Origin of the sequence: Vibrio sp. 10N.286.46.A8 (assembly GCF_041470165.1) — a bacterium.
Lineage (GTDB): Bacteria > Pseudomonadota > Gammaproteobacteria > Enterobacterales > Vibrionaceae > Vibrio > Vibrio tasmaniensis_A.
In genome coordinates, this window is the sequence record NZ_JBFRLX010000152.1 from 13,081 (window position 1) to 25,098 (window position 12,018).

The window sequence follows — 12,018 nt, forward strand, 5'->3', positions numbered from 1 at the left end:
CTATCGAAACAACACAACGACTGAGTAATTATCATGAAAAAGACACTAACCTTTGCCGCATTACATTTTACTATCGCATTTAGTGTCGCTTATGTACTAACAGGCGATATATTAATTGGTAGCTTAATCGCTATGATTGAGCCTTCTGTGAATACCGTCGCCTTCTATTTTCATGAAAAGGCTTGGGCTCAAGTTCCAGCGCTTAAAGCTCGTCAGTGGATGACTAAATTAAAAACAGCAAGCTTCGCTACTATCCACTTTAGTGTTGCCTTTACCGTTGTCTACTTATTGACTGGCGATGCCTTTGTTGGTGGTGTGATGGCAACGTTAGAACCCGCTTTGAATACCGTGGCTTACTACTTCCATGAGAAAGTTTGGCTACGAAAGGCAGAAAGCCAAACAACACAGCCACAGTTTTGTTTGCACCAACACGCTTAACCTAGAGAGTTTATTGTTGACATAGTTGCGGCGCGCAATTAAATTGTAGTTGTACATCGCAACCATATTGAGAGGCAACATGACTTCAGCACAACTTAGAGAATTATCACGTCAGCTCGTTCGACAGCTTGGAATGCTCGACAAAGATTGTGGTGATATTGCCCTACCTCCGATTCAAGCGCATACGCTTATCGAACTAGAGCAGCAGCCATTAACCGTGAATCAATTAGCGGATAAGCTCAATATTGATAAGTCCAACGCCAGTAGAGCAGTCAACAATCTAGCGAAGAACTCGTTAATTCAAACCTCGCCACACCCCAACGATAAGCGCAGTGTTGTTGCTTCAGTTACAGAACAAGGGATAAACACTCTTACCCAACTTCACAGTCAACAGAATCAGTTTTATGACTCGGTACTTGAGCGTTTAACGGAAGCGGAAACTCAACAAGTTTCGGGGGGAATTAAGCACTACCTTAAAGCACTGCAACAAAGCCACGCTTCAAGCGGTGTGGTGGTTCGTCCCCTACAACAGCAAGACAACACCGTAGTGGCCAATGTAATTCGCCAAGTCTCTTATGAGAACGGGCTAACCGAAGATAAAGGTTATGGTGTAGCAGATCCTACCTTAGAAGACATGTTTAGCGTTTATAACAATGAAAGATCTCAGTATTGGGTAATTGAACTTGATGGAAAGGTTGTCGGTGGTGGTGGATTTGCACCATTAGCAGGTATGCCAGAAGTCTGTGAACTGCAAAAGATGTACTTCTTGCCAGAAACAAGAGGCAGAGGCTTAGCGAAGAGGTTGGTTAATATGTCGATGGAGAAAGCTAAGGAACTGGGTTATCAACATATGTATCTAGAAACGACCGAATGCCTTAATGCCGCCGTAAAACTTTACGAAAAATTGGGCTTTGAACACCTTGATTCAGCTTGGGGAGAAACAGGCCATGACGCTTGTGAGGTTGTCATGGCCAAAACGCTATAATGTGTTTTTGAAATAGGGTTAGCGTCGGCAGTTCATCAGATGATAAGCAAGTGAGCGAATTGATTCCTTACGTAACGGGCTAATTAAATAACCGCTAACTACGCAAAAAATTACTCACGCAAGAGGCTGGATTCAAGGCTACGAAAGAACTCTCTTTTTGCCCATCGAGTTCCACTTCTAACTGATATAAATGCTTAGGGTTGGGCTTCTCAAGGTTAAATACCATTGGAGCCTCAACCTGAAACACAACACCCGTATGTTCTGCTCGCACATCAATCGGCATCACGAGAGTCATACCATTAAACTTGATTGATGCCGATATTAACCCTGGCTTTAGCGTTTGATAGATAACATCTACTTTAAACTCACAGCCACCACCGTGATGCCAGATTTGCTCGGTGACGACTTGCTCAAGCTTGACGTTACGAACGAACTGCAAATATGGAGCTTGCCAGATTCCAATCCGAGAATCTGATTTAGCGACGACCTGTGAAGGGATAGAGTCATCCATATCCTCTTCAAGCAACAGGCTCTCCTCTTCTTCAAGGAAAAGGATCTCAAAACGATTTCGACCAGGCTGCATATAAGGGCGGATGTCTTTACGATATTCAGCTTCGCTGCCATCACAGTCAAACACGGCAACGCCATTGAGTCGCACTTCTGCAAAGTAGTCAACGCCTGCGACGATTAGCTCAACAAATGGGCACGCCAACATGGCATCATCCACTTCGATGTCATGCATCAGGTGCCATTCTTGCTCTGCGATTTCCTCTTCACTCAAGCTATTAGGGAGCTTTGAGCTTAATGGAGCAGGAAAGGTAATGTCATCTTGTGGGATAGAGAGATCCGTCAGTGGCGAAATTTGCCAAAGACCATCGAGAGGTAGCCGCATGTCATTCCTTGAGCTAGATCAATTTTGACCGCATTATAATGAATGAATGCATATAAAGACATTTATTTTTCTGAGGACAAAAAAATGCCAGCTCAAGGCTGGCATTCTTTAAAACTGGGAGAGATTACTCTTCGTCTTCATCATCTTCGTCAGGGTAGATAGCATCTTCACCTTCGTAGTAAGTGCCCCAACCGTCGTAGATAATGTCAAACTTCTCTGCAAGATTTACAAGCTTCTCAACTTGCTCATCAATCGCTTCTGCGTTCAGAGTACACTGCATCGTTGCATCACAACAAAGTAGCTTGTTGCCATCTTCGTCTTCTGTCTCTTCAGCTTCAAGCACTTCAAAGCCCATTTTGAATGCTTCAACAACGGCTTTCTCAAGTACTGCGAAATCTTCAGCGAATAGGTGATGCTCGATATCGTATAGAGCTTCAGGATCGCTACCATCTTCGATTAGTGCTTCAATGATGTCGCGAGTCTCTCCTTTTTGAAATTCAATTAATTCCGCTACTGATAGATATTCATCTTCGTGAGACATGTGTCTGCTCCAGAGTGTTGACTATGAAAAGATCAAATTTGATTGCCACGAAATATGGCACGGATCGCCTAGAAAAGCCACCTAGATCAGGTGTAGAAGAGCAAGTTTATCGCTAGATAACAGAAGGGATATCAATTAAAAAGTGAAATCAAAATCACAGAAACAAATTTTCAACATATTATTAACTACCGTGTGTTTTAGCATTTCATTTTTATTGTTACTTTTAGCCTTACTCCTTCAAAATTGAGTGGTTAGTCATATCAGATGCATACTGCCGAACACTTCATCGATGCATAAAACCTCACTTATAAGTAAGTAACTGCATAAATTTTGAATGAAAAATCACGTTCACCAAGCAAAGTGGATTATCAAATCACTGAAATTAGAGCATAGATCCGCAAAAAGTTTGTTCCAGAACTCAGCCTTTCAGTTGGATTTTAATATTGACAATCACAAACAACTCAGCATTTAAAACCAAAAATATCAAAATAACATAACCTTTACACAAGTTTCAAAACTTGCATATTACGAACAAGCTTGTCATAAATAGACGCTGGATTAATAGTAAGGATGCAAAATGAGTAAGCTGTACGTTGGCTCCGAAGTCGGTCAATTAAGACGAGTTCTCCTAAATAGGCCTGAAAGGGCACTCACCCACCTCACCCCTTCTAACTGTCATGAGCTACTCTTTGATGATGTACTTGCAGTAGAAGCAGCAGGTGAAGAACACGATGCCTTTGCGACAACACTTCGTAACCAAGACGTTGAAGTGTTATTACTGCATGATCTACTGGTTGAGACACTCGCTGTAGCACAAGCTCGTGAGTGGCTGCTTAATACTCAAATCTCTGATTTCCGTTACGGCCCTACATTCGCACGTGATTTAAGAGAGTACCTTGCTCAAATGGACAATGAGCACTTGGCGACGATCCTACTTGGTGGTTTAGCCTACTCTGAGCTTCCTATTAAATCTTCGTCAATGCTACCGAAGATGCACCGCCCACTTGATTTCGTTATTGAGCCGCTACCTAACCATCTATTTACCCGCGATACTTCTTGCTGGGTTTATGGCGGTGTCTCTCTTAACCCTATGATGATGCCTGCTCGTCAACGAGAAACGAATCACTTGCGAGCAATATATCGCTGGCACCCTGTATTCGCAGGACAAGATTTCATTAAGTACTTCGGTGATGAAGATCTTCATTACGACAACGCCAATATTGAAGGTGGTGATGTACTGGTAATCGGTAAAGGCGCTGTTCTTATCGGTATTTCAGAGCGTACCAAGCCACAAGGTGTCGAAAACCTAGCTGCGAGTTTATTCAAGTCCGGTCAAGCTAAAGAAGTGATTGCGATTGATTTACCGAAGCACCGCTCTTGTATGCACCTTGATACGGTCATGACGCACATGGATATCGACACATTCTCTGTCTATCCAGAGATCGTTCGCAAAGACTTAGACACCTGGCGCTTAACGCCAAAAGAAAATGGCGAAATGCGAGTAGAGAAAGCTGAAAACTACCTAACAGCGATTGAAGGCGCACTGGACCTCGATCAACTGAAGATCATCACAACTGGTGGTGATAACTACGAAGCTGAACGTGAACAGTGGAATGACGCTAACAACGTACTGACAGTGAAACCGGGTACGGTTATCGGTTATGAGCGTAATGTTTACACCAATGAGAAATACGACAAAGCAGGCATCGAAGTTCTGACAATTCCAGGCAATGAACTGGGTCGCGGTCGTGGTGGCGCTCGTTGCATGAGCTGTCCTATAGAAAGAGACGGTATTTAACTCAAGTAGTTCAGTAAAGCGAACACATAACTTATCTAGGCCAGTACCATTGTACTGGCCTTTTTTATCAAATTAATAAAATAAATATTCACAAATATAGCATTTTTATGTTTAACTAAGTTCTTCATTGATTCTATATACCCAAGGAGCGAGAGATGGCATTTAATCTTCGCAATCGTAACTTTCTAAAACTTCTCGACTTTACTCCTAAAGAGATTCAGTTTTTACTCAACCTGTCTGCTGACCTTAAAAAAGCTAAGTATGCAGGTACAGAGCAGAAAAAGCTTAACGGTAAAAACCTCGCTTTGATCTTTGAAAAAGCATCAACTCGAACTCGATGTGCCTTTGAGGTAGCTGCTTTTGATCAAGGAGCTCAAGTCTCTTATTTAGGCCCTTCTGGTTCTCAGATTGGTCAAAAAGAATCAATGAAAGATACCGCGCGTGTATTAGGTCGTATGTACGATGGTATTGAATATCGTGGTTTTGGCCAGAGTATTGTCGAAGATCTTGGCGCTTATGCTGGCGTTCCAGTGTGGAATGGCCTTACTGATGAGTTCCATCCAACTCAGATCTTGGCTGATTTCCTCACTATGCTTGAGCATGGTCGCGGTAAACATCTGCATCAAATCAGTTTTGCTTACCTAGGCGATGCACGCAACAACATGGGTAATTCTCTGTTAGTCGGTGCCGCGAAGATGGGTATGGATATTCGCCTTGTCGCACCTAAAGCTTTCTGGCCAGAAGAACAGCTTGTCGAAGAATGCCAAGCAATTGCGCAAAATACAGGTGCACAAATAACGCTGACTGAAGACGTTGCCGAAGGCGTAAAAGGTTGTGATTTCCTTTACACCGATGTTTGGGTTTCTATGGGTGAAGCACCTGAAGCTTGGGACGAACGCGTGGCTGTGATGACACCTTACCAAGTGAATATGGATGTCATAAAGCTCACAGGTAACCCTCAAGTGAAGTTCATGCATTGCCTGCCTGCTTTCCACAATAATGAAACCGTGATCGGCCAGCAAGTCGCAGACAAATATGGAATGAACGGTTTAGAAGTAACAGACGAAGTATTTGAGTCTGACTACTCGATTGTATTTGATGAAGCAGAAAATCGTATGCACACCATCAAAGCGGTAATGGTCGCGACACTTGGCCAATAGAGAATAATGAAAGTAAACAAAAGCTTGATGTAATCGCTTGCGCTCACAAATTGAAAGCGTATAATTCTCGGCAATTTGTCTGAGAGTAGTGAAAATGACGCCAAGCAATGTTGTGATAAAACATAATAAAATTGTGAAAACACCAAATATTGCTCGCAAGCTAGCATGCTTGCCAGGCCGTCTATTCTGCTTTTCAGCACTTTTTTAAAGCCTCCCATTATGGGGGGCTTTTTTATGGCCAATACATTATTGTGGGGAAGAAGATCATGGCGAATTCGCTCTATCAAAAGCACATCATCTCAATTCCAGAGCTTTCTCGTGAAGAGCTAGAATTAATTGTTCAAACGGCAGGTCAACTCAAAGCTGAACCAAACCCAGAACTCATCAAGAACAAAGTTGTTGCAAGCTGCTTCTTCGAACCTTCAACGCGAACTCGTCTCTCTTTTGAAACGGCAATTCAACGCATCGGTGGTGACGTAATTGGTTTCGACAGCGGTGGTAACACGTCACTGGCGAAGAAAGGCGAAACGCTAGCGGACTCAGTACAGGTTATCTCTTCATACGTTGATGCTTACGTAATGCGCCACCCTCAAGAAGGCGCAGCGCGTCTAGCTTCTGAGTTCTCTAACGGTGTACCTGTGATTAACGCGGGCGACGGCGCAAACCAACACCCAACACAAACACTATTAGACCTGTTCTCTATTGCCGAAACTCAAGGTCGCTTAGATAACCTAAACGTGGCATTCGTTGGTGACCTTAAGTACGGCCGCACGGTTCACTCGCTGACTCAAGCACTAGCGAAGTTCGACAACATCTGTTTCTATTTCGTTGCTCCAGAAGCACTGGCGATGCCTGACTACATTTGTGAAGAGCTTGATGAAGCGGGAATCAAGTACCAACTACTGACAGACATGGAAGATGTGATTCCTGAGCTGGATGTTCTGTACATGACTCGAGTTCAGAAAGAACGTTTTGATGAATCGGAATACGCGCACATCAAATCAGCGTACATCCTGACAGCTCCTATGCTGGAAAATGCACGTGATAACCTAAAAGTTCTTCACCCTCTTCCTCGTGTTGATGAAATTACTGTCGATGTCGATAAAACACCTTACGCTTACTACTTCCAGCAAGCAGAGAACGGTGTTTACGCACGTGAAGCACTGCTAGCCCTTGTTCTTAACGAAACGCTGTAGAGGAGAGATATCATGTCTAAAGAGACTCAATTAAAAGTTGAAGCAATCAAGAACGGAACGGTTATCGACCATATCCCAGCCAACATCGGGATCAAAGTACTCAAACTGTTCGACATGCATAACTCTAATCAGCGAGTAACCATCGGCCTAAACCTGCCATCTTCTGCTCTAGGCGGTAAAGACTTACTCAAGATAGAGAATGTGTTTATCACTGAAGAACAGGCGAGCAAGTTAGCACTTTACGCGCCTCATGCGACCGTAAACCAAATCGAAGATTACGAAGTGGTTAAGAAGCTACCACTAGAACTTCCAGAGCAAATCAACGATGTGTTCGAGTGTCCAAACACCAACTGTATTACTCACAATGAACCGGTTGAAAGCAGCTTTAAGATCTTTGAAAAGAAAGAAGATATTCGATTGAAGTGTAAATACTGCGAAAAAGTCTTCTCTCGTGAGATCGTGACAGAAAGATAACGTCATACGGCAACGACGATCGAACGCAAAAACTATTCAATACCTCGCCTGTGCGGGGTATTTTGCTCTTTACCTATCCTAAGTTTGAAGGCACACTAAAAATCGCTTTTTATCCAATAACTGATGGAATAACCAATGACTAAAGTACTTCACACAGAATCAGCTCCAGCTGCAATCGGCCCATACGTACAAGGTGTTGACCTTGGCAACATGGTTCTGACTTCTGGCCAAATCCCAGTAAACCCAGCAACTGGTGAAGTATCTGCTGATATCGCAGAGCAAGCTCGCCAATCTCTAGACAACGTTCAAGCGGTTGTTGAAGCTTCTGGCCTGACTGTAAAAGACATCGTAAAACTAACGGTATTCGTTAAAGACCTAAACGACTTCGGCACAGTAAACGAAGTTTACGGTAAATTCTTCGATGAGCACGGTGTTGCAAACTACCCTGCACGTTCATGTGTTGAAGTAGCTCGTCTGCCAAAAGATGTAGGTATCGAGATCGAAGCTATTGCAGTTCGCAAATAGATTTTAATATCTAGAATAAACGGTTTCTAGTAAACAAGTTGGCATAAAGCTGAGCGTTTATCAGATACAAAAAAGGTTGCCCAGTTGGCAACCTTTTTATTGTTCATCGTTTCGCTTAGATGATTACTTCTTATTAAGCTCAACTACTTCTTTGTCTAACTCTTCAAGTTTAGCTGCCATCTGCTCACGAGCTAGGTTAGCCAGTTGACGAACATTAGACTTATCGTAGCCTTCAGTGCTGATTGGTGGCAGCATCTCAACAATCACATGACCATTGTTCCAACGGTTCAGCTTCACGCCACCTGTTGAGCTACACACGATAGGGATAATAGGTAAGCCAGCGCCAATTGCAGCATGGAAAGCACCCGTTTTGAATGGCAACAAACCACGACCACGAGAACGAGTCCCCTCAGGGAACATCCATACTGAAACATCACTCTCTTTAAGGCTAGTAACCACTTGATCGATCGTACCTACCGCTTTGCTGCGGTTAGCTCGGTCAATGAGGATATTACCCGTCAACCAGTACAGCTGACCAAAAAGAGGCATCCACGCTAGGCTTTTCTTGCCGACTGTCACAACTTTAGGTGTTACCGCTGATGAAATCGTAAATAGATCCCAGCTGTTTTGGTGGTTTGCAACGTAAACGTGTTGGCCACGAGAGTAAGCATCTTCTGGGATACGAAGCTCTAACTTCATGCCAAAGATTTTCGACATGCGACCGAAATAGCGGCCAAAGGTAAATACGTGTTTCGGGTTACGTGGACTCAATAGACAGTAACCACAACCAAATACAAACATAAGAATCGCAAATATCGCTACAGCGAAAATACGTAATATTGCTATCATTTTGTTCCTCACCAACCGCAAAGCTCATTCATCTATTCGCACAACAATGGGCAATAGACTCACTTGCGGTAAATACAACTATAAAAAAGCCGAAACCAAGGTTCCGACTTTTATGTTTTCATCTTACTGATTCATGAATCCACTAACCTAAGTTAGTTCGACTCACTAAATCGTGTAATGTTTGCGCCTAAGGCTGACAGTTTATCTTCAATCTTATCGTAGCCACGATCGATGTGATAAATACGGTCAACGATGGTTTCACCTTGAGCGATACAACCAGCAATAACAAGGCTCGCAGATGCACGAAGATCCGTAGCCATTACTTGAGCGCCACTCAATTTATCCGTGTCACCACAGATAGCCGTGTTACCTTCGATCTCGGCTTTTGCTCCCATTCGCTGTAGTTCAGGAATGTGCATAAAGCGGTTTTCAAAGATAGTCTCAGTGATAACACCACTGCCCTTCGCCATCATGTTAAGCAGGGTAAACTGTGCTTGCATGTCGGTTGGGAAGCCTGGATGAGGTGCCGTTACGATTTTCACCGCTTTCAACTCACGATCAGTCATATCAAGGCTGATCCAGTCTTCGCCCGTTTCAACCTTCGCACCCGCTTCTTCAAGCTTCGCTAATGCAGCTTCAAGAAGATGAGCGTTGGTGTTGCGACAAACCACTTTACCGCCAGAAACCGCAGCAGCAACAAGGAACGTACCCGTTTCGATACGGTCAGCAACCACAGAGTGATGACCACCACCAAGACGTTCAACGCCTTCGATAGTAATCGTGTCTGTACCTGCGCCAGAAATCTTAGCACCTAGTTTGTTTAGGAAATCAGCCGTATCAACAATCTCAGGCTCACGCGCTGAGTTATCTAATACAGTTGTACCTTCCGCTAGCGTTGCTGCACACATGATAGTAATGGTGGCACCCACACTTACTTTATCCATCACGATGTGCGCGCCTTTCAAACGGCCGTCAACACTTGCTTTTACATAACCATCTTCCAACTTAATGGTCGCACCTAGTTGCTCTAGGCCATGGATATGTAAATCAACAGGTCGAGCGCCAATTGCACAACCACCAGGAAGTGACACTTGACCTTCACCAAAACGAGCGACTAGAGGACCTAAAGCCCAAATAGAAGCGCGCATTGTTTTTACTAAATCGTAAGGTGCACAAAATTCATTAATTTCGCTGCCATCAACATGAACACTACCATTGCGTGATACTTTTGCGCCTAAACGCTTAAGCAATTCCATCGTAGTATCGATGTCACGTAGGTGAGGAACATTACTTACTTCAACCGGCTCTTCAGCTAGAATTGAAGCAAATAGGATTGGTAGGGCTGCATTTTTTGCGCCTGAGATCGTCACTTCACCGCTTAGCGGCTTATCCGATCCAATAACTCGAAACTTTTCCATCATAAACCTTAAAGTGACATCAGTTTCTTATCACGTTCCCACTCTTCCGGCGTGAAAGCCTTAATAGAAAGAGCATGGATATCATTGCGTTGAATGTATTCCATTAGTGGGCCGTAGATTAGTTGCTGCTTCTTAACTCGATTCATGCCGTCAAAACATGGATCAACCGCAACAACTTCGTAATGACTGCCTTCACCCTTCACGATAATTTCCTGAAGGTTCAGAGCCTCTGCTAATAATTCTTGTACTTTTGTGCTGTCCACAAATAGCTCCTGCCTAATTTTTTATGTGTTCTGCCATCATTGGCTGGATATTGCTCAATTGGAACAACGTTCGTAATTGTTCTGGCACGAAACTGAGCATTATATGACAGTTTTGATTTTTTGCATGCTCTAATAAGTGAATTAGCATCACCATTCCTGCTGAATCGACTCGATTTATATGGCTAAGGTCAATTTCAACGCTCGATTCCGTCGTTTGCCACTTTTCCAATATACGCCAGATTGCAGGTACACTATCTCGATCTATATCACCAAGAAGTTGATATTCTTTAGAGCTTAGCGCTTGCCATTGAGAATGGCTCATTATTTATTACTCTCAAAACGAATCGGTTGAGAAGCCAGTTTCTCGAGTTCGTCAGCTACTTGTAAGATACCCTCTTGACGAATCTTAGTGTTCCACTCAGACTTCTTGCTTGATAGCAGGCTTATACCTTCGGCAACCATATCAAATGCCTTCCACTCACCTGACTTCTTATCTTTGCGCAGTTTAAACTCAAGGTTAATGTTTGGTCGAGACGTATCAATGATATCAACCTTAATACTGGTAATACGGCTATCTGTTTTAATTGTTGGTTCTGGACCAAATTTAATCGTCTGATCTGTATATTGAGTTAACACTTGAGCATAAGAAGAAACGAGATATTTACGAAATGCATCAATAAATACGCGCACGTCTCCTCTATCAGCACCTTTCAAGTTCGGCCCTAGCAACTTCAGCGCCGCATATTGAGCATTCACATAAGGCATCAACTCTTCTTCCACGATGACCTTCAGTAACTCTGGATCTTGTTGGATATTCTCTTGCTCGTTCTTCAAACGGGCGAAAGCCTCTTCTGCAACTTGAGTCATCATCTGATAAGGCTGAGTTCGGTCAATCGGTTTTGCCGAAAAAGCTGGAGTCGACATCAGCAAAGCGACAGCTGTCAGAAGCAGTCTTTTCAATAAGTAATGAGTCTTTAACATGAGCCTACTCCTTAGCTTCGCTATTATCAGAACCACCGACGCTATACAGCACTTGGCCAATCAAATCTTCTAATACTAATGCCGACTTGGTGTCTTCGATAGAATCACCATCAACCAACATCTCTTCATCTTCAAAGATGAAGCCTGGAACTAAGCTGATGTACTGCTCACCGATCAAGCCCGACGTTAAGATTTGAGCACTAGAGGTATCAGGAAATTGTGAGTACTTCGCATCAATAGACAGTTCAACCACAGGAAGGTAGCTCTCAGTATCAAGTTCAATACTTTGAACTCGACCAACAACGACGCCCCCCACCTTTACTGGTGAGCGAACCTTTAGGCTGCCAATATTGTCAAAGGTCGCTTTTAAGTTGTAAGTATGGTTTGAACCGAGACCTTTTACGTCAGCGACTTGAAAGATCATGATTAAGATTGCGCAAATTCCGGCAATAACAAAGGTGCCGACCCATAATTCTAATTTTCGAGTTTGTTGCATGA

Annotated in this window: 15 protein-coding genes; 7 read left to right on the forward strand and 8 right to left on the reverse strand. The window is 43.4% G+C overall.

Annotation, left to right across the window (positions count from 1 at the left end; genetic code table 11):
- The first annotated feature begins 33 nt into the window (after positions 1 to 33).
- Complete coding sequence (locus tag AB4232_RS15095; RefSeq protein WP_009847723.1) at positions 34 to 438, forward strand: DUF2061 domain-containing protein; 405 nt, start codon at positions 34 to 36, stop codon at positions 436 to 438.
- 79 nt (positions 439 to 517) lie between these two features.
- The gene (locus tag AB4232_RS15100) at positions 518 to 1,423 is read left to right on the forward strand and encodes a bifunctional helix-turn-helix transcriptional regulator/GNAT family N-acetyltransferase (RefSeq protein ID WP_009847724.1); all 906 of its coding nucleotides are present in this window, start codon (positions 518 to 520) and stop codon (positions 1,421 to 1,423) included.
- Between the two features lie 94 nt (positions 1,424 to 1,517).
- On the opposite strand, the gene AB4232_RS15105 is transcribed toward AB4232_RS15100, so the two are convergent.
- Together AB4232_RS15105 and rraB are read right to left on the reverse strand one after the other, a co-directional pair.
- Positions 1,518 to 2,315 (reverse strand): glycosyl hydrolase 2 galactose-binding domain-containing protein, encoded by a 798-nt coding sequence (locus AB4232_RS15105; RefSeq protein ID WP_009847725.1) that lies wholly within the window; start codon positions 2,313 to 2,315, stop codon positions 1,518 to 1,520.
- 124 nt (positions 2,316 to 2,439) lie between these two features.
- The gene (gene rraB / locus AB4232_RS15110) at positions 2,440 to 2,856 is read right to left on the reverse strand and encodes a ribonuclease E inhibitor RraB (protein WP_004735324.1); all 417 of its coding nucleotides are present in this window, start codon (positions 2,854 to 2,856) and stop codon (positions 2,440 to 2,442) included.
- A gap of 577 nt (positions 2,857 to 3,433) precedes the next feature.
- On the opposite strand from rraB, the gene arcA reads away from it, so the two are divergent.
- The 5 genes from arcA to AB4232_RS15135 all read left to right on the forward strand — a co-directional run bounded on the left by arcA (position 3,434) and on the right by AB4232_RS15135 (position 8,009).
- Positions 3,434 to 4,654, forward strand: a complete 1,221-nt coding sequence (gene arcA, locus AB4232_RS15115; RefSeq protein WP_009847726.1) for an arginine deiminase — start codon at positions 3,434 to 3,436, stop codon at positions 4,652 to 4,654.
- Between the two features lie 155 nt (positions 4,655 to 4,809).
- Positions 4,810 to 5,814, forward strand: a complete 1,005-nt coding sequence (locus AB4232_RS15120) for an ornithine carbamoyltransferase (RefSeq protein ID WP_372087447.1) — start codon at positions 4,810 to 4,812, stop codon at positions 5,812 to 5,814.
- Positions 5,815 to 6,080: 266 nt separating this feature from the next.
- Positions 6,081 to 7,010 (forward strand): aspartate carbamoyltransferase, encoded by a 930-nt coding sequence (gene pyrB / locus AB4232_RS15125; RefSeq protein WP_004735321.1) that lies wholly within the window; start codon positions 6,081 to 6,083, stop codon positions 7,008 to 7,010.
- Positions 7,011 to 7,022: 12 nt separating this feature from the next.
- The gene (gene pyrI / locus AB4232_RS15130; RefSeq protein ID WP_004735320.1) at positions 7,023 to 7,484 is read left to right on the forward strand and encodes an aspartate carbamoyltransferase regulatory subunit; all 462 of its coding nucleotides are present in this window, start codon (positions 7,023 to 7,025) and stop codon (positions 7,482 to 7,484) included.
- Between the two features lie 135 nt (positions 7,485 to 7,619).
- The gene (locus AB4232_RS15135) at positions 7,620 to 8,009 is read left to right on the forward strand and encodes a RidA family protein (RefSeq protein WP_004735319.1); all 390 of its coding nucleotides are present in this window, start codon (positions 7,620 to 7,622) and stop codon (positions 8,007 to 8,009) included.
- A 123-nt stretch (positions 8,010 to 8,132) separates the two neighbouring features.
- Here the strand turns inward: AB4232_RS15135 and AB4232_RS15140 are convergent, their stop codons facing one another.
- From AB4232_RS15140 to mlaD, 6 genes are all read right to left on the reverse strand, one after another.
- Positions 8,133 to 8,858, reverse strand: a complete 726-nt coding sequence (locus AB4232_RS15140) for a 1-acylglycerol-3-phosphate O-acyltransferase (RefSeq protein ID WP_372087448.1) — start codon at positions 8,856 to 8,858, stop codon at positions 8,133 to 8,135.
- A 152-nt stretch (positions 8,859 to 9,010) separates the two neighbouring features.
- Positions 9,011 to 10,276 carry a UDP-N-acetylglucosamine 1-carboxyvinyltransferase gene (gene murA, locus AB4232_RS15145; RefSeq protein WP_372087449.1) on the reverse strand — a complete coding sequence of 422 codons (1,266 nt, stop codon included), beginning with the start codon at positions 10,274 to 10,276 and terminating at the stop codon, positions 9,011 to 9,013.
- Between the two features lie 8 nt (positions 10,277 to 10,284).
- A complete protein-coding gene (gene ibaG, locus AB4232_RS15150) occupies positions 10,285 to 10,539 on the reverse strand; it encodes a BolA family iron metabolism protein IbaG (RefSeq protein WP_004738686.1) in 255 nt (84 codons plus the stop codon).
- A 13-nt stretch (positions 10,540 to 10,552) separates the two neighbouring features.
- Positions 10,553 to 10,861, reverse strand: a complete 309-nt coding sequence (locus AB4232_RS15155) for a lipid asymmetry maintenance protein MlaB (RefSeq protein ID WP_004735315.1) — start codon at positions 10,859 to 10,861, stop codon at positions 10,553 to 10,555.
- Positions 10,861 to 11,520: an ABC transporter substrate-binding protein gene (locus AB4232_RS15160; RefSeq protein ID WP_372087450.1), complete on the reverse strand. Its 660-nt coding sequence runs from the start codon at positions 11,518 to 11,520 to the stop codon at positions 10,861 to 10,863. The genes AB4232_RS15155 and AB4232_RS15160 overlap by 1 nt, the downstream gene beginning before the upstream one ends.
- 4 nt (positions 11,521 to 11,524) lie before the next feature.
- On the reverse strand, positions 11,525 to 12,016 hold the full coding sequence (mlaD, locus tag AB4232_RS15165) for an outer membrane lipid asymmetry maintenance protein MlaD (RefSeq protein ID WP_017100037.1): 492 nt from the start codon (positions 12,014 to 12,016) through the stop codon (positions 11,525 to 11,527).
- Positions 12,017 to 12,018 lie beyond the last annotated feature (2 nt).